15 protein-coding genes are annotated in these 19,582 nt (G+C 70.4%); 9 read left to right on the top strand and 6 right to left on the bottom strand.

The genetic code is table 11. From position 1 onward, the window contains the following. Nucleotides 1–39: 39 nt before the first annotated feature. Complete coding sequence (locus RS82_RS21495; RefSeq protein ID WP_045296972.1) at nt 40–678, top strand: TetR/AcrR family transcriptional regulator; 639 nt, start codon at nt 40–42, stop codon at nt 676–678. After that, complete coding sequence (locus tag RS82_RS03605) at nt 675–2,165, top strand: carboxylesterase/lipase family protein (protein ID WP_045296970.1); 1,491 nt, start codon at nt 675–677, stop codon at nt 2,163–2,165. The genes RS82_RS21495 and RS82_RS03605 overlap by 4 nt, the downstream gene beginning before the upstream one ends. 140 nt (nt 2,166–2,305) lie before the next feature. Here the strand turns inward: RS82_RS03605 and RS82_RS03600 are convergent, their stop codons facing one another. Genes RS82_RS03600 through RS82_RS03585 form a run of 4 tightly spaced genes read right to left on the bottom strand, consistent with a single transcriptional unit; the run spans nt 2,306 to nt 6,316 of the window. After that, nucleotides 2,306–3,292 (bottom strand): LLM class F420-dependent oxidoreductase, encoded by a 987-nt coding sequence (locus RS82_RS03600; RefSeq protein WP_045296968.1) that lies wholly within the window; start codon nt 3,290–3,292, stop codon nt 2,306–2,308. A 9-nt stretch (nt 3,293–3,301) separates the two neighbouring features. Continuing rightward, complete coding sequence (locus RS82_RS03595; RefSeq protein ID WP_425411874.1) at nt 3,302–4,360, bottom strand: DNA-methyltransferase; 1,059 nt, start codon at nt 4,358–4,360, stop codon at nt 3,302–3,304. Then, complete coding sequence (gene lplAB, locus RS82_RS03590) at nt 4,357–5,406, bottom strand: lipoate-protein ligase LplAB (RefSeq protein ID WP_045296966.1); 1,050 nt, start codon at nt 5,404–5,406, stop codon at nt 4,357–4,359. Before lplAB ends, RS82_RS03595 begins: the two co-directional genes overlap by 4 nt. 58 nt (nt 5,407–5,464) lie before the next feature. Beyond that, nucleotides 5,465–6,316, bottom strand: coding sequence for an alpha/beta fold hydrolase (locus RS82_RS03585; protein WP_045296965.1), 852 nt, complete (start codon nt 6,314–6,316; stop codon nt 5,465–5,467). A gap of 111 nt (nt 6,317–6,427) precedes the next feature. Here RS82_RS03585 and RS82_RS03580 point away from each other — a divergent pair, with 111 nt between their 5' ends. Further along, nucleotides 6,428–6,901, top strand: a complete 474-nt coding sequence (locus tag RS82_RS03580; RefSeq protein ID WP_045296964.1) for a MarR family winged helix-turn-helix transcriptional regulator — start codon at nt 6,428–6,430, stop codon at nt 6,899–6,901. Further along, nucleotides 6,898–8,259: an MFS transporter gene (locus tag RS82_RS03575; protein WP_045296963.1), complete on the top strand. Its 1,362-nt coding sequence runs from the start codon at nt 6,898–6,900 to the stop codon at nt 8,257–8,259. Before RS82_RS03580 ends, RS82_RS03575 begins: the two co-directional genes overlap by 4 nt. 91 nt (nt 8,260–8,350) lie before the next feature. Here RS82_RS03575 and RS82_RS03570 read toward each other — a convergent pair whose 3' ends face one another. Both RS82_RS03570 and RS82_RS03565 read right to left on the bottom strand, forming a co-directional pair. Then, a complete protein-coding gene (locus RS82_RS03570; RefSeq protein WP_045296962.1) occupies nt 8,351–10,774 on the bottom strand; it encodes a glycoside hydrolase family 2 TIM barrel-domain containing protein in 2,424 nt (807 codons plus the stop codon). Then, entirely contained in the window at nt 10,771–11,508 is a 738-nt protein-coding gene (locus RS82_RS03565) for a TetR/AcrR family transcriptional regulator (RefSeq protein WP_045297038.1), read from the bottom strand. Before RS82_RS03565 ends, RS82_RS03570 begins: the two co-directional genes overlap by 4 nt. A gap of 196 nt (nt 11,509–11,704) precedes the next feature. Between RS82_RS03565 and RS82_RS03560 the strand changes: the two genes are divergently transcribed. From RS82_RS03560 to RS82_RS03540, 5 genes are all read left to right on the top strand, one after another. Further along, on the top strand, nt 11,705–13,237 hold the full coding sequence (locus RS82_RS03560; RefSeq protein WP_045296961.1) for an ABC transporter substrate-binding protein: 1,533 nt from the start codon (nt 11,705–11,707) through the stop codon (nt 13,235–13,237). Between the two features lie 64 nt (nt 13,238–13,301). Next, on the top strand, nt 13,302–14,243 hold the full coding sequence (locus tag RS82_RS03555) for an ABC transporter permease (protein ID WP_045296960.1): 942 nt from the start codon (nt 13,302–13,304) through the stop codon (nt 14,241–14,243). Continuing rightward, entirely contained in the window at nt 14,240–16,102 is a 1,863-nt protein-coding gene (locus RS82_RS03550) for a dipeptide/oligopeptide/nickel ABC transporter permease/ATP-binding protein (RefSeq protein WP_045296959.1), read from the top strand. Before RS82_RS03555 ends, RS82_RS03550 begins: the two co-directional genes overlap by 4 nt. Continuing rightward, on the top strand, nt 16,099–16,947 hold the full coding sequence (locus tag RS82_RS03545; RefSeq protein ID WP_045296958.1) for an ATP-binding cassette domain-containing protein: 849 nt from the start codon (nt 16,099–16,101) through the stop codon (nt 16,945–16,947). Before RS82_RS03550 ends, RS82_RS03545 begins: the two co-directional genes overlap by 4 nt. 140 nt (nt 16,948–17,087) lie before the next feature. Further along, entirely contained in the window at nt 17,088–19,520 is a 2,433-nt protein-coding gene (locus tag RS82_RS03540) for a beta-glucosidase (protein WP_045296957.1), read from the top strand. Nucleotides 19,521–19,582: the final 62 nt, after the last annotated feature.

Below are 19,582 nucleotides of genomic sequence, written 5' to 3'. Positions count from 1 at the left end.
GTTTTGAGAAATCAAGCGATGTTCGGGTTTACTTTTCTCATGACAGAGAGCGGGCCGGGGCGACGGGGCTCCTATGCGAAGGGCGTCGCGAAGCGCGAGGAGATCCTCACGCGCGCACTGGACGTCATCGCCCGCGAGGGCTACCGCGGCGCATCGGTGAAGGAGCTGGCGGATGCCGTCGGCCTCAGCCAGGCCGGACTCCTCCACTACTTCGACAGCAAGGAGCAACTCTTCACCGAGATCCTCCGCAAACGCGACGAGCTCGACTCCGTCGGCCAGGGACTCGGGGGCGACCTCCAGCAGGGACTGATCGCAGCCCGGACCGGCGAGCCGCTCGACATCCGCTCCGGCTACCTCGACATCATCCGTCACAACGCCGACGTCCCCGGGCTCGTGCACCTGTTCGCCCGGCTGTCCGTCGACGCGGCCGATCCGGAGCATCCGGCCCACCAGTTCTTCGTCACCCGCGGCGAGAGCCTGCGCGGATTCTTCGCCGAGGCGGTCGCTGCGAAGCAGGCCGCCGGCGAGATCACCGACCGGGTCGACTCCGAGACGATCGCGCGCCTGTTCCAGGCCGTCGCCGATGGCATGCAGCTGCAGTGGATGCTGGAGCCCGACGTCGACATGGCCGCCACCGTGGGCGCGCTGTTCGAGCTGCTCGCTCCGGGGAAGCAATGACGACCCCCACGCTCTATGCCGAGGCCGAGACGACCGCAGGACGCGTGCGCGGCTTCTGGCGAGGCGAACCGGGAGCCGGAGGATCCGCCGCGTTCCTCGGCATCCCGTTCGCCGAGTCACCGGTGGGCGAGCTGCGGTTCGCGGCTCCCGTGCCGGTCGCCCCTTGGGACGGCGTCCGCGACGCGCTCGAGTACGGGGCGACAGCGCAGCGCGGAGACACCGGGATCACGCTGATACCCGAGCCGTCCGTCCCCGGGGATGCGACGCTCAACGTGAATGTCTTCACGCCCGCACCCGGCGCGCCCGGCGCCCTGCGCCCCGTGCTGGTCTGGATCCACGGCGGCGGCTACGTCTCGGGTTCGCCGGCCAGCCCCTGGTACGACGGGCGGACGTTCAACCGCGACGGCGTCGTCACCGTCACGATCTCGTACCGGCTCGGCTTCGACGGCTTCGGCCACATCGACGGCGCACCCGCCAACCGCGGAGTGAGGGACTGGCTCGCCGCCCTCGAATGGGTGCAGGCGAACATCGCCGCGTTCGGCGGCGACCCCTCCCGTGTCACGATCGCCGGGCAGTCCGCGGGAGGCGGCGCCGTGCTGCGCCTGCTGGCGATGCCCACCGCCCAGCACCTGTTCCACTCGGCCTGGGCACTGTCCGCAGCACTCGCGGACGTCTCGGTCGAGCGATCCCACGCACTCTCCGGGCGCCTCGCGCAGCTGCTCGGGGTCGAGCCGACACGGACGGGCTTCGCTTCGGCACCTGAGGAGGCGATCCGCGACCTGCAGCGCAAGGCAGCGGCGCCGGAGTCCCGCGACCGGCTCGCCGGCGTGCGCGCGGTGCTGGGTGACGGGCTCTCGCTGGGTCCGGCGATCGACGGCGACCTGATCACCCAGCCCACGATCGCCGCGCTCCGCGACGGCGTGGGCGCGGACAAGCCGCTCATGCTCGGCTCCACCGACGACGAGTTCACGATGGTGACGGACTCCGCGCGCGGCGTGCTGCGGTTCGTGCCTGCGGGCTTCGCACTGGCACGCCTTCATGTGCCCCGCGAGCGCCGGCGTGCCTGGCTCGCCGACAACCGCGCGCAGCGCCGGCTCGGCACTGCGGCGGTGCTCGGGCGATTCGCGACGGACACGGTGTTCCGTTCCACCGTGGTCAGGGTCGCCGAGGCGCGCGGCGCAGCGCCGACCTGGGTGTATCGGTTCTCATGGCCCTCGCCGACTCGGCGGTGGTCGCTGCACTGCCTCGACGTGCCGTTCTGGTTCGATGGGCTCGACGAGCCGCACGTCGCCGCGATCGCGGGCGATGCGCCACCGAAGGGCCTCGCGGCCGCCATGCACGGCGCCGCCGTCGCGTTCGCGCGGGCCGACGATCCCGGCTGGCGGCGGTGGGGGGACTCCCCCGGCATCACACGCGTGTTCGGGGGCGCGGCATCCGTCCCCGACATCGACGCCGACGGCTACCGCAGCGTCCGCGCCCTGCTCTGACACCGCGGGGAACTCGGGAAGAGCCCGGGCTGGATCACCGAGAGGCCCCGCACGCAGGGCGCCTGGTGCGGGCGGCGCTCGCCGGTCTGCGGAACAGTCGGCACGTCTCAGCGGCGATCCGGCCCGGAGTCTTCACTGCGTCAGGACAGCGCGGCGACGACCTCGCGCTCGAACAGCTCAACGCCCGAGAGGTCGTAGGCGGCCTCGGGGAAGTAGTGGATCGCGTAGGCGATGCCGTGGCGCTCGCGCTCGGCGAGGCGCTCGGCGACCTGCTCCGGCGTGCCGAAGGCGGGCGAGGTCAGGTAGTCGTGCTCGATGTGGTCGGCGCGCTCCTGACCGACGTGCGGCAGCAGGCGCGCCTTGACGGCTGCGAGCCGATCGCGCGCGTCGGCCTCGGTGGCGCCGACGATCGTGTTGAAGTTCGACGTGCGCGTGATCTCGGAGAAGTCCCGGCCGAGCGCGTCGCAGTGGCCCCGGAGGATCGCGCTCTTGCGGTCGATGTCTTCGAGCGAGCCGGCGTAGTTCGTGTACGACGCGTACTTCGCCGCGATCTTGAGCGTGACCTTCTCGCCGCCGCCGGCGACCCAGATGGGGATGCCGCCGTCCTGAAGCGGCAGCGGCTGCACGATCGCGCCGTCCACCTGGTAGTGGGCACCGGCGAGCGTGGCACGCCCGGTCGTCCAGGCCTGCTGCATGATGTCGACGCCCTCGCGCAGCATCCGGAGCCGCTCCGGCACGGGCGGGAATCCGTAGCCGTATGCCTCCCACTCGTGCTCGTACCACCCGCCGCCGATGCCCATCTCGGTGCGTCCGCCGGAGACGACGTCGACGGTGGCGGCGACCTTGGCGAGGTACGCGGGGTTGCGGTAGCCCATGCAGGTGCACATCTGGCCGAGACGGATGCGGTCGGTCGATGCCGCGAAGGCCGCCATGAGCGTCCACGCCTCGTGCGTCGCCTCCTCGCTGGGCACCGGCGTGGTGTGGAAGTGGTCGTAGACCCAGAGAGACTCCCACGCCCCGGCATCGGCGCGCTGCGCCAGTCCTTTCATCACCTCCCAGTGCTCTGAAGGATCGATGCCGACGAGATCGAATCGCCAGCCCTGGGGGATGAAGGTTCCGAAGCGCATGGCCCCAGCCTAGGGAAGCGTTTGCTCGCCGACCACGCCGAACACCCGGGCGTGCGGCATCCGTTCGCGCATCACCGCGATCGCGGCGGGGTTGTGGTCCACGAGCACGGCGTCGCGGCCCAGCGTCGAGGCGACCGCCCCGGTGGTGCCGCTGCCGGCGAAGAAGTCGAGCACGCGATCGCCCGGGCGCGACGAGGCCTGCACGATGCGCCGGAGGATCCCCTCGGGCTTCTGCGTGGGATACCCGGTCTTCTCGCGGCCGGTGGTCGGCACGATGGTGTGCCACCAGACGTCGGTGGGGAGCTTTCCGCGCTCCGCCTTCTCGGGCGTGACGAGGCCGGGGGCCATGTAGGGCTCGCGGTCGACGGCGTCCGAGTCGAACCAGTACGCCTTCGGATCCTTGACGTACACCAGGATCGTGTCGTGCTTCGTCGGCCAGCGCTTGCGGGTCTTCGCGCCGTAGTCGTAGGCCCAGATGAGCTCGTTGAGGAAGCGCTCGCGCCCCACGAGCGCGTCCATCAGCACCTTTGCATAGTGCGCCTCGCGGTAGTCGAGGTGGAGGTACAGCGTGCCGTCGTCGGCGAGCAGCCGCCACGCCTCGAGCAGTCGCGGCTCGAGGAAGCCCCAGTAGTCGTCGAAGGTGTCGTCGTACGCCCGCAGGTCTCCACGGATGCGCTCGTACTCGCGCCCGTGGAACCCGCGCCGCACGACTCCCGACGGCGTACTCGCCGCCGCACCGCGCTGAGACCTCGGTTCTGCGTCGAAACCGTCGGTTGCCGCAGGGGTTTCGGCGGGCGAGCGGGGTTTCGGCGAAGACTCGGCGACGGAGGGCGACGGATGCCGCGACCTCGCGGTCTCGATCGAGCGCTCCTGCGGCCGGCCGGTGTTGAACGGAGGGTCGAGGTAGATCAGCGTGAACGATGCGTCGGGCAGGCGCCGGATCACCTCGAGGTTGTCGCCGTGATGGATCTCGACCGACCCCGCGGCGGGCGCGGGAACCGGTGCGGCGGGGTCAGCCGTCGGCGCAGGCGCGACGCCCGGAGCCGACGCAGGCGGCGGCTCGCTCACGGAACCCGGCGCAGCCACGCGTCGGTGGCGAACTTCGACGCCACGAGCGCCTCGGCCTCGGCGTACTCGTCGTCCGTGATGTGCCCGGGGACCGCGCCGTAGAGGTTCGCGAACGTCTCCTCGAGCTTGGCGATGATGGCCTCGCGCGGCAGCCCTGTCTGGCGGCGCAGGGGGTCGACGCGCTTGGCCGCCGACGTCGTGCCCTTGTCGCTGAGCTTCTCGCGACCGATGCGGAGCACCTCGGTCATGACCTCGCCGTCCATGTCGTAACTCAGGGTCGCGTGATGCAGCACGCCGCCGTTGGCGAGGCGCTTCTGCGCGGCGCCGCCGATCTTGCCCTGCGGCGAGGCGATGTCGTTGAGCGGCTGATAGGTGGCCTCGATGCCGAGAGACCGCAGCGCCTGCAGCACCCAGTCGTCGAGGAACGCGTACGAGTCCGCGAAGGTGAGGCCGGCGACGAGGGATGCCGGCACGTACAGCGAGTAGGTGACGATCGAGTTGGCCCCCATGAGCATGGCGCCGCCACCGGAGATGCGGCGGACGACGTCGTATCCGTGCGCGGCAGCCCCGTCGGGGTCGACCTCGTTGCGGAGCGACTGGAACGAGCCGATGACCACGGCATTCTCGTCCCACTCCCAGATGCGCAGCGTGGGACGCCGGCGGCCGTCGCCGACCCGGCCGGTGAGCACTTCGTCGAGGGCGAGGTTCATGCGGGGTGATACCGGCTTCTCGTGCACGATCTCCCAGTCGAAGTCGCGCCAGCCCGGCGCGGTCACGAGCGCGCGGCGGACCGCCGTGCCGACCGCCTCGGGCGTGAAGCCGAGAAGCTGGGCCCCGTCGGGCAGAGCCGAGCGCACGGCGGCGGCGATGGCCGCGACATCCGCCTCGATCGGGAGCCCGTTCACGGCGGCGTCGATGTCGGCGAGCGCATCGTCGGGTTCCAGGAAGAAGTCCCCCGCGAGGTGGAAGTCCGCGATGCGGCCGTCGCGCTCCTCGAGGTCGACCACCACGAGCTTCCCGCCGGGCACCTTGTATTCGCCGTGCATGGGCTTCAGCCTATTCGCGCGGCGAGCACGGGCGCCGAACGGTCGGGCGCCTCCGCGCTCAGGCGCGGTCCGCGATGTGCTTGTCGAGCCAGGCGAGCAGGTCGGCGCGGACCTCGGCCTGCATGACCTCGTTGAAGATCTCGTGGCGGGCCCCGGGGTACACGAGCGTCGTCACATCGGTGAAGCCCGAGCGTGTGCGGTACGCATCGGCCAGCCGGTGGACGCTGCGCGGGCCGCCTACGGTGTCGTCGCGGCCGATCATGAGGAGGGTGGGGATGTCGACGCCGAGGTTCTTGCGTGGCCTGCCGTACATGCGCAGGGAGTCGATCACGCCGATGAGCTTGATCGGATCCTCGCTGGTGGTGAGCGGATCGTCGAGGAACGCCCGCCCCACCGACAGGTCGCTCGACAGCCACTCGGTGCCCATGGCGCCTGGACCGTTCCAGGGCTTGTTGAGGCCGCTGGTATGGATCGACCCCGGCATGCGCAGCGCCGTGCCGGTGAGCACGAGTTCGTCGTACGCATCGGGGTGCTCGTTCACGAGCATCTGGGCGAGCACCGAGCCGCCCGAGTGACCCAGCAGCACCAGCGGCAGCCCCGGGTTCTCGGCGCGGATCTGCTGAGTGAACTGCCACATCGTGGCCAGAGCCCCCCGCAGGCCGCCGGGACCCAGGTGGCCGAGGCGGGAGACGTCACCGCCGTGCTGCGTCATCCCCGTGCGGCCGTGGCCTCGGTGATCGGCGGCGTAGACGATGTACCCGGCCCCGGTGAGAGCGGCGATCAGCTCGCCGTACCGTCCGGCATGCTCGCCGACGCCGTGCAGCAACTGCACGATCGCCCGCGGCTCCACCTGCGCCGGATGGACGTCGTAGTAGATCGTGATGTCGTGCGCATCGATGAACTCGGGCATGCCGAGAAGTCTAGGGGGACGCTTCCCACGCCCCGGCGTTGCCCCGGCTCGCGGCATCCGTCCCGTGCAAACTTTCTTTAGCAAGACTAATGAGCTATGCTAACTAATCGGATGAGCAGCAACGAGACTTCAGAAACCGATCCCGGCCCCGACGCCGGGAACCCCGCAGACCTCTCCCCCGCGGCCTCGCAGCTTCGCATCGCGACGTTCCGTCTCGCTCGGCGCATGCGCACGCAGCGCGCCGTCGACTCGATGAGCGACGGGCAGTTCGCGGTGCTCGCCGCCCTCAAGGTGCACGGCCCCCACACCCTCGGCGAGCTCGCCGAGCGCGAGCGCGTCTCGGCCCCGTCGATGAACCGCACCGTCAACTGCCTGCAGGACTCGGGCTACATCGTGCGCGGTGCCGACGAGCGCGACGGCCGCAAGGTCGTCATCTCGCTCACGCCCGAGGGCGTGGCGGTCGTCGAAGAGACCGCCCGTCGCCGCGACGCGTGGGTCGAGTCCTCTCTCGCCGAGCTCACGCCGGCCGAGCGCGAGACGCTCGCCGCTGCGGCCGAGATCATGGAGCGGATGGTGGCCCGATGAGCGCCATGTTCCGGTCCTTCTCCGCCTTCAACTACCGCGTGTGGTTCATCGGCGCGCTGGTGTCGAACATCGGCGCGTGGATGCAGTCCACCGCGATCAGCTGGGTGGTCCTCACCGAACTGACCGACAACGACGCCGCCGCGATGGGCGTCACGATGGCGCTGCAGTTCGCTCCGCCGCTGCTTCTCGTCGGCGTGACCGGCCTCGTCGCCGACCGCTTCGACCGGCGCAAGCTGCTCCTCATCACTCAGAGCCTGCTGCTCCTGCTCGGCGTCGCGATCGGCGTGCTCATCTTCGCCGGCGCGATGACCCTGCCGATCATGTACGGGTTCGCGCTCGCACTGGGCGTCGTCGCCGCGTTCGACAACCCGGCGCGCCAGGCCTTCGTGTCCGATCTCGTGGCCCGCGAGAACGCCTCGAATGCTGTCGCACTCAATGCCGCGTCGTTCAACGGCGCCCGCATGATCGGGCCCGCGGTCGCGGGCATCGTGATCGTCGCGATCGGCACCGGCTGGGTGTTCGTCGCGAACGCGGTGACCTTCCTCGCGATGCTCGCAGCGCTCATGCTGATCCGCACCCACGAACTCGTGCCGCGCGTGAAGGCGCCGCAGTCCTCGCGCCTCGCCGACGGGTTCCGCTATGTCGCCGGCCGCCCCGACCTCATCGTCACCTGCGCGATGGTGTTCCTCATCGGCGCGTTCGGCATGAACTTCCCCATCCTCGCGTCCACGATGGCGGTCGAGTTCGGCAAGGAGGCCGACGGGTTCGGCCTGCTCAGCTCGATCCTCGCGATCGGCTCGGTCGCGGGTGCCCTCCTGGCGGCCCGCCGGGACCGCGCGCGGCTGCGGGTCCTCATCATCGGCACCGCGATGTTCGGCATCGCCGCCGTCGTCTCGGCGTTCATGCCGACGTACTGGCTCTACGCCGTCACCCTCATGTTCACCGGATTCTCGGTCGTCACGATGATGACGACGGCGAACGGCTACGTGCAGACCACCACCGACCCGGTGCTGCGCGGTCGCGTGCTCGCCCTGTACATGGCGATCCTCATGGGCGGCACACCCATCGGCGCGCCGATCGTGGGATGGGTCGCAGCCGAGTACGGCCCGCGCATGGCGATCCTCGTGGGCGCTGTCGCCGCCTTCGTCGCCTTCGCGATCGGCGCCACCTGGCTGCTGTGGTCGGGACGCCTCCACCGTCACGAGCAGAAGCGGTTCCGCCTCACGCTCGACGAGACGCGCCCGCTCACGATCGTCGCACCCGAGGAGTTCAGCGACGAGGTCGCCGGCACCACGCCCATCCGCGTGCTTCCGAGCGACGAGGAGGACAAGCTCCGCGCCCGCGCCCGCGCGAGCTGACGGATCTCCGGCCGGGATCGCGAAAAGGGGAGATCCTCGCACATGTCATGTGTGCCGAGATCTCCCCTTCGCGTTTCCCGCGGGCCGGGCGTCAGGAGACGGTGAGCGAGACGGATGCTGCGGCCAGGCCGTCGGTCGTCACCGTCACCGTTGCCGATCCCGGGCCGGTGGGCCGGACGATGGCGAGGGCGCGCCCGTTGTACGTCGTGACCGAAGGGCCCGCGAAGGACTCCTCGGTGCGGATGCGGCCGGTGCCGAGCCCGACGAGCTCGGCGTCGCCGTCGACCCTCACCGTCACGAGCCGGTCGGCGTCGACCGCGACGACGCCATCCGCGTCAGCCAGCGAGATCGCGACGAACCCGAGACCGTCTGCGGAGATCTCGGCCTCCTCGACGGATGCCGCGAGCCCGACGTCGCCGGCCGTGCGCAGCGCCGAGCGCCCCACCTCGACTCCGCCGCTGCGGGCGATCGCAACCAGTTCACCGGGGCGGTACTCGGTCTCGAACCGCGCGCGGAAGGCCTTGTCCGCACCGACCGCGGTGACCCCGAGCGAGACGCCGTCGAGCTGCAGCTCGACCTCGTCGGCGGGCGCGTACACGTCGACCGTGACCGGCGCGCCGGGTTCGGCACCCCACGTCCACGACGACACCGAGTCGTCCCACGACCACGGCGTCGTCGCGGTGGGCCGGCCGTGGTGCCGGGGCGGATGCACCGCGAGGTAGGGGTCTGTGCGCAGTCCGAACACGATCTCGCGGTAGTACGAGACCGGGCGACGGAACCCCGTGATGTCGATGTCGCCGCAGCCGGCGAGCAGGTGCGGGTAAGGGCCCGCGGTACCGGTCGGCGCGTAGCCCGGCTCGTCGGTGTAGTCGACCCGCCCGATGCCGGCCTCGCCGAGGTAGTCCCAGCCGGTCCACGTGAAGTCGCCGACGACGTGGTCGAGCCGCTCGACGAGCTCCCACATCTTCTCGATGCGCGACGGAAAGGTCTCGGATCCCACGATCACGCGGTTCGGGAACAGCTCACGGTCGAGCTCGTACCGCGACTCGGCGTAGTTGAAACCGACGACGTCGAGCACCGATGCGGATTCCTCGGTCGACGCGGTGACGAGCTCCGACGCGTTGGCGCGCGCCATCACGTCGCCCATCGTCGCCATCATCGTGTTCGGATCGGCCGCTCCGGTCTCGCCGGAGTCCTCGGGGCGGCCCATCTTGTCCAGGTTCGCGATGATCCCGTTGATCCCGTTCGTGACGAACCGCGTGTCGTCGGCCTCGCGAATGGCCTCGGCCAGGCGCCGGCTCCAGGCGGAGCCCGCCGGCGTCGCGAGCTCGAGGATCTCATTCCCGATGGAGTACATGATGACGCTGGGGTGGTTGACGTCCTTGGCGACGAGTGCCTCGACGTCGTGGCGCCACCGGCCGGGGAAGCTGGCAGCGGCGTCGAACGCGACCTTCGAGCGGGTCCAGGTATCGGTGAGCTCGTCCATCACGAGCACGCCGTACCGGTCGCACGCGTTCAGCATGGCTCGACTCATCGGGTTGTGCGAGCTCCGGAGCGCGTTGAAGCCCGCGGCCTTCAGCAGGCGCACCCGCCGGTCCTCGGCCGCGGCGAACGTCGCGGCGCCGAGTGGTCCGCTGTCGTGGTGCACGCACGCGCCGCGAAGCTTCACGGTCTCGCCGTTGATACGGAGGCCTCGGGCCGCATCGACCTGCAGGCGACGGATGCCGAAGGCCGCGGCATCCGTGTCGATCACATCGCCGTCCTCGCCGGCGAGGGCGGTTCGCACGCGGTAGAGCGCGGGCGCGTCGACGCTCCACAGCGACGGCGTCTCGACCGCGAGGCGCACGCGCGCCACGGCGCCGGAGTGGGGAAGGACCGTCACCGGCGCCGTTCCCGTCGCGACGTCGGAGCCATCGGGCGTTTCCACGGTCCAGGTGAGACGCAGAGTGCGGGTGTGGCGCGTGGTGTTGCGCACCGTCGTCGCGATCTGCACGACGGCGCGGTCAGCGTCGACGTCCGGTGTCGTGATGCGGGTTCCGTCGAGCGGGATGTGCACGGGATCGGCGACCACGAGGTGTACCGGACGATAGATGCCCGCACCGGAATACCACCGGCTGTCGCGGTGCGCACGGGCCTCCACCGTCACGCGGTTGGGCTCGCCGTGCCGCAGGTACGGGTCGAGCACGGCCTCGAAGGCGTTGTAGCCGTTCGGCTCGTGCACCACCGCGTCGCCGTTGACGAACACCACGGCATCGCGGTAGACGCCCTCGAACTCCAGCCGCACGGTCTTGTCACGCCAGTCGTCGGGAACATCGAACGTCTTCGCGTACTCGAAGACACCGCCGGGGACGTAGCCGGTGTGCACGCCCTGATCGCTGTCGGCCGAGCGCTGCAGGTCGCGCACAGCATCGTGCGGCAGTCGCACAGGTCGGGGGGCGGACTCCGGCGTGGGCGCCTCGAAGGCGCCGAGCTTCGGTCCCGCGGTCCAGCCCTCGAGGAACGGCTCGCGGATCATGCAGGCTCCTCCGTCCGCCTCGGCGCGGACTCGCCGTCGGGCGTCGCCTCCGCGTCGAGCACGTCGAGGGCGTTCTCGATCCCGACGAGGTCATAGCCGCGGATGAGGCTTCGGAAGACCTCGTGCAGCGCCTCGGCCATGTCGGTCGACTCCGGATCGAGAAGCCACTGCACCTGCAGGCCGTCCATCAGGGCGATCGTGGCGACGGCAGCCCGTCCCGGATCCACGCCATCAGCCAGGCGCCCGGCGGCGGCCGCGCGTTCGAACGAGCCGGTCACGCTCGTGCGGACGTAGTGGTAGCGGTTGACGAAGTAGTCGTGGGCGGGGTGCGACGGCGCCGTCGCCTCCGCCGACAGCGTGGTGTACAGCTCGACGATGCCGGGCTGCGCCGCGTTGAAGCGCGCCAACTCGGCGAGCGCCCGCAGCGCCTCGACGCCGTCGGGGAGGTCGAAGTCGACGCGGGCGCGCGAGAGGTCGTCGCGATGGTCCAGAAGCGCCAGCAGCAGTGCGCTCTTGCTGCGGAAGTGGTGCAGCAGTCCCGCCTCGCTCATGCCGACACGCTCTGCGACCTCGCGGAGCGAGCCGGCGCGATACCCGGACTGGGAGAACACCTCCAGGGCCGCGTCGAGGATCGCCGTGCGCGTCTCCTTCGACTTCGCGTACTCGCCCCGCGGCTTGCGGGTCCGCGTGGGAGCGGTCCCCGCCTCTGTCGGAGCGGGAGTCGTCTCGGTCATCGTCACACCGTATCCCCGCATCAGCCGGGGCACCTCCATCGGCGCCTGTCGGGGTCCTCTCCCTCCGTTCTATAACGAATTCCTAATGCTCGCTAGTTTTTTGGACCAAAAACCTAGCGGCCACTAGAAATTGCTGTTAGCGTCTCCCGGCAGTAGGCGATCCGCAGGGGCATCGCCACCTAGGAAGGGACCAAGGATGTTCCGTTGGAAGGCCACAGCAGCCACCATCGCGATCGCCGCTCTCGCCCTCACCGGCTGCGCCGGTGCCGGGGACGAGGGTTCGGGCGGAAGCGACTCCGGCCGAGCAGACCGGCTCACGCTCACTGCGATCATCGGGCCCACGAGCTACGACATCGGACAGGGAGCGGAGTACGGCAACCGCAGTCCGTTCTTCCAGGCGGTGTTCGACACGCTGCTGCAGAAGAACTCCGACGGTGAGATCGAGCCCTGGCTCGCCACGAAGTGGGAGTACAACGAAGACAACACCGTGCTGACGCTGACGCTGCGCGACGACGTCGAGTTCACCGACGGCACCAAGCTCGACGCCGATGCCGTCGTCGCGAGCCTCGAGCGCTTCCGCGACGGGACCTCGCCGCAGGCCGCGACGCTCGCCGGCAAGGAGTTCGCCGCCGTCGACGCCACCACCGTCACCATCACGCAGGACGCGCCCGACCCGTCCCTGGTCAACATGCTCTCGATCGCCCCGGGCCTCATCCAGGCGCCGTCCACCTTCGACGACCCGGACTCCGCCACCGAGCCGATCGGCTCCGGCCCGTACGTGCTCGACACCGCGTCGACCGTCACCGGCACGACGTACGTCTACACGGCCAACCCGGACTACTGGAACCCGGACGCCGTCAAGTACGACAACCTCACGATCAACGTCATCGAGGACCCCACCGCGACGCTCAACGCCCTCAAGGCCGGCGAGGCCAACGGCGCGAAGATCGTGAACAACGACACGATCCCCGAGATCGAGGCATCCGGCTGGACGATCGAGTCCAACGAGCTCGACTTCCAGGGCCTGCTGCTGTTCGACCGCGCCGGCACGATGGCGCCCGAGCTCGCCGACGTCAAGGTGCGCCAGGCGATCAACATGGCGTTCGACCGCGAGGCGCTCCTGAAGGCGCTGCAGGCCGGTTACGGCACGGTCACCGAGCAGGTGTTCCCCGCGACCTCGGTCGGCTACGACGAGGCCCTGGACAGCACCTACGAGTACGACCCCGAGGGCGCCAAGAAGCTCCTCGCCGAGGCCGGCTACCCCGACGGGTTCTCGATCGACATGATGTCGACCCCGGCGTTCCAGACCACGTTCGACCTCGTCGCGCAGCAGCTCGCCGACATCGGGATCACGGTGAACTACACCGACCCCGGCACCGGCAACTTCATCACCGACATGCTCGCCCCGAAGTACCCGGCGACGTGGATGGCGCTCGAGCAGAACCCGGACTGGCAGCTGATCAACTTCATGATCGCTCCCGAGGCCACGTTCAACCCGTTCCACTCGCAGGACCCGAAGGTCGACGAGTACATCTCGACGATCCAGCTGGGCACGAAGGACGAGGCCGACCAGGCCACGAAGGACCTCAACGCCTATCTGGTCGAGCAGGCCTGGTTCGCGCCGTTCTTCCGGGTCCAGGGCACGTACGCGACCGACGCGAACACGAACCTCGAGTTCTGGCCCACCAACGCCTACCCGTCGATCTTCGACTTCTCGCCGAAGAACTGAAATCTCTCCCCGTCCGCCCGCACGCCGCGGGCGGGCGGGGAGACACCACCCACGGGAAAGCGACATGATCTCATTCATCCTCCGGCGCGTGCTGTCGGGCGTCATCCTCATCGCGGTGATCTCGTTCCTCGCGTTCGTCCTCCTGTACGCCGCGGGCGGCGACATCGCCCGCCGCATCCTCGGCGAGAACGCCACCGCCGAGACCGTCGCCAAGAAGACCGAACAGCTCGGGCTGGACCAGCCGCTGCTGCAGCAGTACTGGAACTGGGTCACCGGCGCCCTCACGGGCAATCTCGGTCGCAGCTGGTTCACCGGCGAGCTCGTCTCGACGAGCGTCAGCAACCGCCTCGCCGTCACCCTCGCGATCGTGATCGGCGCGACCCTCGTCTCGGCGATCGTCGCGGTGGTCCTCGGCATCCTTGCCGCCCGCCGCGGCGGCTGGGTCGACGGCAGCGTCCAGGTGATCGCGCTCATCGGCTTCGCCATCCCCGGCTTCCTCATCGCGCTGGGCCTCGTGCTCGTGTTCGCGATCAACCTGGGCTGGTTCAAGGCGACCGGATACGTGCCCCTGACCACCTCCGTGTCGGGCTGGCTCTCGTCCGTGACCCTGCCCATCGTGGCGCTGTCGATCGGCGCGATCGCGGCGGTGTCGCAGCAGATCCGCGGCTCGGTCATCGACGCGATGTCGCGGGACTACGTCCGCACGCTCCGCTCCCGCGGCCTCAGCACGAACTCGGTCGTGTACCGCCACGTGCTCCGCAACGCCGGCGGCCCCGCACTGGCGGTCCTCGCCGTGCAGTTCATCGGCCTCCTCGGCGGGGCCGTGATCGTCGAGCAGGTCTTCGCCATCCCCGGCATGGGCCAGCTCACCGTCCGCGCCACCACCCTGGGCGACATCCCCGTCGTCATGGGCGTCGTGATCGCCTTCGCGATCATCGTCGTCATCGTGAACCTCCTCATCGACCTCGCCCAGGCGGCGCTGAACCCGAAGGTGCGACTCTCATGACCGCCATCGACGTCCCCCTCGACGTGCCGGTCGCACCGGTACGCGTCTCGCTCTGGCGCCGGCTGCTGCGCCGGCCGATCGGCCTCGCATCGCTGGTCTTCCTCGCGTTCCTCGGCCTGATCGCAATCATCGGCCCGTGGATCGCCCCGCAGGACCCGAACTACGCCGACATCCGCAACGTCCTCGCCCCGCCCAGCGCCGCGCATCTCCTCGGCACCGACGGCAGCGGCCGCGACGTGTTCTCGCGCCTGCTGGTGGCGACCCAGACGACTGTCGCGGCGGCGCTCCTCGCGCTGGTCGTGGCGCTCGTCCTCGGTGTGATCAGCGGTCTCATCGCCGGCTACTACCAGGGCTGGTTCAACAGCGCAGCCACGTGGGTCACCGAGCTCAACATGGCCCTGCCCGGCATCGTGGTGCTGCTCGCAGCACGTGCCGTCCTCGGCCCGTCGGTGTGGATCTCGATGTTCATCTTCGGCATCCTGCTCGCACCGGCGTTCTACCGGCTGGTGTATGCCTCCGTGACCGCCGTGCGCACCGAGCTCTACGTCGACGCGGCCCGCGTATCGGGCCTCAGCGACACGCGCATCATCGGCCGACACGTGCTCTCGGTGGTGCGGGCTCCGATCATCATCCAGTCGGCGATCATCGCCGGCATCGCCATCGCGATCCAGTCCGGCCTCGAGTTCCTGGGCCTCGGAGACATCGCCGTTCCCACGTGGGGCCAGATGCTCAACGACGGCTTCAAGAACATCTACAAGGAGCCGCTCCTGATGCTCTGGCCGTCGCTCGCGATCGCCCTGACCTGCATCGCGTTGACGCTCCTGGCCAACGTGATGCGTGACGAGCTCGAGCGCACCGTCTCGGTGCGGCGCAAGCGTCGTCGTGCGGTCGCGACCGCGACCGGTTCGGTGGCCGCTGTGACGACGTCGGTGGGACTGAGCGGAGGAGATGTCGTCGACCTCGACGAGCCGCCCGTCTTCGAGACCGACGGCGTCATCGTCCACAAGGGCGACGCGCGCACCAAGGCGACCGAGAAGGTGCTGGACGTCCGCGACCTGCATGTCGGCTACGACCAGCCCGACGGCTCGCACATCGAGGTCGTCCACGGCGTCTCGCTCGACATCCGCAAGGGCGAGGTGCACGGTCTCATCGGCGAGTCCGGCTCGGGGAAGACGCAGACCGCGTTCGCCGTGCTGGGCCTGCTCCCCCGCGGCGGCCACGTCACCGGCGGCTCGATCCTGTACGAGGGCACCGAGATCGCCGACGGCGACGACCGCACCTATGCCGGCCTGCGTGGCAAGCGCATCGGGTACATCCCGCAGGAGCCGATGTCGAACCTCGACCCGTCGTTCACGATCGGCAGCCAGCTGGTCGAGCCGCTGCGCAAGAATCTCGGGCTCTCGAAGAAGGCGGCCACCGACCGCTCGCTGGAGCTCCTCGCCCGGGTCGGCATCCCCAACCCGAAGCGGACCTTCGACGCATACCCGTTCGAGGTCTCGGGCGGCATGGCGCAGCGCGTGCTCATCGCGGGCGCCGTGTCGACCGACCCCGACCTCATCATCGCCGACGAGCCGACCACGGCCCTCGATGTCACGGTGCAGGCCGAGGTGCTGGAGCTCCTGCGCGACCTGCAGGCCGAACGTCACATGGCGATGCTCCTGGTGACCCACAACTTCGGCGTCGTCGCCGACCTGTGCGACCGGGTGACCGTCATGCAGAGCGGCCGGTTCGTGGAGCAGGGGCCGGTGCGCGCGATCTTCAACGACGCGCAGCACCCGTACACGCAGGCACTGCTGGACGCGATCCTCGATGAGGGTCCCGCCCGCGGTCCGCTCGTCACGAAGGGAGCACGAGCATGAGCGCTCCGCTGCTGGACATCAAGGACCTCGTCGTCGAGTACCCGGGCAAGGGCTTGCGCGCCCAGCCGTTCCGGGCCCTCAAGGGCGTCTCGCTCGACATCCTGCCGGGTGAGACCGTGGGTCTCGTCGGCGAGTCGGGGTCGGGCAAGACCACGCTGGGTCGAGCCGCGCTCGGTCTCGCGCCGGTCACCGAGGGCTCGATCGTCTACGACGGCAAGGACATCTCCCACCTCAAGCGCCAGGAGCGCCGCGCGCTCAGCTCCGAGATCCAGGTCGTGTTCCAGGACCCTTACTCTTCGCTGAACCCGTCGATGACGATCGAGCAGATCCTCACCGAGCCGCTCACCGCGGCGGGCGTCTCATCGAGCGAGGCGAAGTCGCGGGTGCGCGACCTCCTCGATCAGGTGGGCCTGCCCGCGGACGCCCGCGGTCGCCTCCCCCGCGAGTTCTCGGGCGGCCAGCGTCAGCGCGTCGCGATCGCGCGGGCCCTCGCGCTGCAGCCGCGGCTCATCGTGTGCGACGAGCCCGTGTCGGCACTCGATCTGTCGACCCAGGCCCGAGTGCTGGACCTCTTCATCGACATCCAGAACCGCACCGGCGTCGCCTACCTCTTCGTCACGCACGACCTCGCGGTGGTGCGCCACATCAGCCACCGCGTGGCCGTGATGTACCGCGGCGAGATCGTCGAGACGGGCGACGGCGACCGGGTGACCTCCGCGCCCGAGCACCCGTACACGCAGCGGCTCTTCATGGCCGCACCCGTGCCCGACCCCGACAAGCAGGAGGAGCGCCGCATCGCGCGGCGCGCGCTCCTCGACGCCGAGGCGGCCGCAGGCGTCATCTGACGACACGGATGCTGCGGCCCGGCGTGTGAGCGCCGGGTCGCAGCTGGGCCCCGCCCCCAGAGGCTTCACCCGCGAGCAGCGCGTGGAGTGGGAGCGGGGACCGCTCCTCTGACCCTCCTTCCGAGAACGGAAACTCCCCGATGACCGAGACCGCCACCTCCACGCACACCGACTCGGTGCAGCACCTCGTGCCGCTGCTCGATCGCCTCACCCTCGAGCAGAAGGCGGCCCTCGTCCAGGGCGCCGACTTCTGGACCACCGTGCCGCTCCCCGAGATCGGGCTCCGGGCGATGACCCTGTCGGACGGCCCCGCCGGCGTCCGCGGTCCTCGCTGGGACGAGCGCGAGCCGTCGCTGAACCTGCCCTCGGGGTCGGCCCTCGCCGCGTCGTGGGACGTGGACCTGGCGTACCGGTACGGGGCTGCCGCGGCATCCGAGGCCCGTCGCAAGGGTGTCGACGTCGTTCTCGGGCCGACCATCAACCTGCACCGCTCGCCGCTCGGCGGCCGGCACTTCGAGTGCTTCAGCGAGGACCCGGAGCTGACCGCCGAGCTCGCCGCGGCGTACGTTCGCGGCCTCCAGGACAACGACGTCGCGGCGTGCCCCAAGCACTACGTCGCGAACGACTCCGAGACCGACCGCTTCACCGTCGACGTGCGCGTGGACGAGCGCGCCCTGCGCGAGAACTACCTCGCGCCCTTCGAGCGCGCGGTGGACGCCGGCGCCTGGACCATCATGAGCGCCTACAACGCCGTCGACGGCGTCACCATGACCGAGAACGACCTCCTCGAGACGCCGCTGAACTCCGAGTGGGGCTTCGACGGCGTCGTCATCAGCGACTGGACCGCAGTGCGTTCGCTGGATTCCGTGCCCGCCGCGCAGGACCTTGCGATGCCGGGCCCCGCCCCCGCGTGGGCGGACCTCGTCGCCGCGATCCGCGACGGGCGCCTGAACGAGGCCGACCTCGACCGCAAGGTGCTGCGCGTGCTGCTGCTCGCCCAGCGCGTCGGCGCCCTGGGAGAGCGTGAGCCCCGCGAGCCCGCTCCGCTCGACGGGCCCGCGTTCGCCCGCGAAGCCGCCATCGAGGGAACCGTGCTGCTGCGCAACGAGGGCGTTCTCCCGCTGGATGCCTCGTCCCTCGGCCGTGTCGCCGTCATCGGCCAGAATGCGCGCGAGGCGCGCACGCAGGGCGGCGGCAGCGCCACCGTGATCCCCGAGTCCGTGGTCTCCCCGCTCGACGCGATCCGCGCCGCGGTCCCGGGCGCCGACGTCGGCTTCGAGATCGGCGCAGTCGTGCAGGAGGGGGTCGCCGAGATCCCGCTCGCGCATCTGACCAACCCCGCGACAGGGGAAGCCGGTATCCGTGTCGCGTTCTTCGACGCCGACGGCACCGAGCTGTTCGCCGAGAACCGCCGCTCGACCGCGCTCGTATGGTTCGGGGGCGACGCCCCCATCGCGGCGAGTGCCACCGTCGTGTTCGAGACCCTCTACACGCCCGCCGAGACCGGCGACATCGAGCTCGGCTTCGCCGGCGCGAACCCCGGAAAGCTGTACGTCGACGGGCAGCTCGTGCTCGATGACTCGCCCGTCATCGAAGGCACCGACCTCGGTGCGGCGTTCCTCAATCCGCCGTCGATCACGGCGACGGTCGCCGTCGAGGCGGGACGCGAGACCGCGGTCCGCGTCGAGTTCTCACGCGAGAGCCACGGCGCCCTGTCGGGAGCCCTGAGCGCGACGCTCGGCATCGCCCCCGAGCGCACCGACGCCGACGAGCTCATCGCGCGCGCGGTCGCGGAGGCCGCGGCATCCGATCTCGCCATCGTCGTGGTGGGCACCAACTCGAAGGTGGAGTCCGAGGGCTACGACCGCACCAGCCTGGATCTGCCCGGCCGCCAGGACGACCTGGTTCGCGCGGTCGCGGCCACCGGGACACCGACGGTCGTCGTGGTCAACGCGGGCTCGCCGGTCGTGCTGCCGTGGGCGGAGGACGTCGCGGCCGTGGTGCAGGGCTACTTCGGCGGACAGGAGTTCGGGCACGCGATCGCCGACGTCCTCACCGGCGCCGCCGAGCCCGGCGGGCGCCTGCCCACGACGTGGCCGGCGGCGCTGGCCGACGTGCCGGTGACCGAGGTCGTCCCCACCGACGGCCGCCTCGAGTACCGCGAAGGCCTGCACATCGGCTACCGCGCGTGGCTGAAGGCGGATGCCGTGCCCGCGTTCGCGTTCGGCCACGGTCTCGGGTACACGACGTGGTCCTGGGGCGCCGCGCAGCGCACGGGCGACACCGTCGAGGTGACGCTTGCCAACACCGGCCATCGCCGCGGCAAGCAGGTCGTGCAGGTCTACGCCGAGCGCCCCGAGTCCGCCGTGGAGCGCCCCGAGCGCTGGCTCGTCGGCTTCGCGACCGTGCACGCGGCCCCCGGCGAGACGGTCACGGCGACCATCCCGGTGCCGGCGCGCCGCCTCGCCCACTGGGCGGGCGAGTGGACCGTCGAGTCCGGAGCGTACACGCTCCGCGCCGGCGCCTCGGTGGCGGATCTGCCGCTCTCGCTCGAGTGGCGCATCGCGTCCTGACACCCCGCAGGGCAGAACTCCTCAGACTTCGCCCGACGGGCGCCGCAAGGGTGTCCGTCGGG

The sequence above is a fragment of the Microbacterium trichothecenolyticum genome, assembly GCF_000956465.1.
Classification (GTDB): Bacteria; Actinomycetota; Actinomycetes; order Actinomycetales; family Microbacteriaceae; genus Microbacterium; species Microbacterium trichothecenolyticum.
The sequence above is the reverse complement of the archived record's forward strand: the minus strand, read 5'-3'. Positions and strand labels throughout refer to the sequence as shown.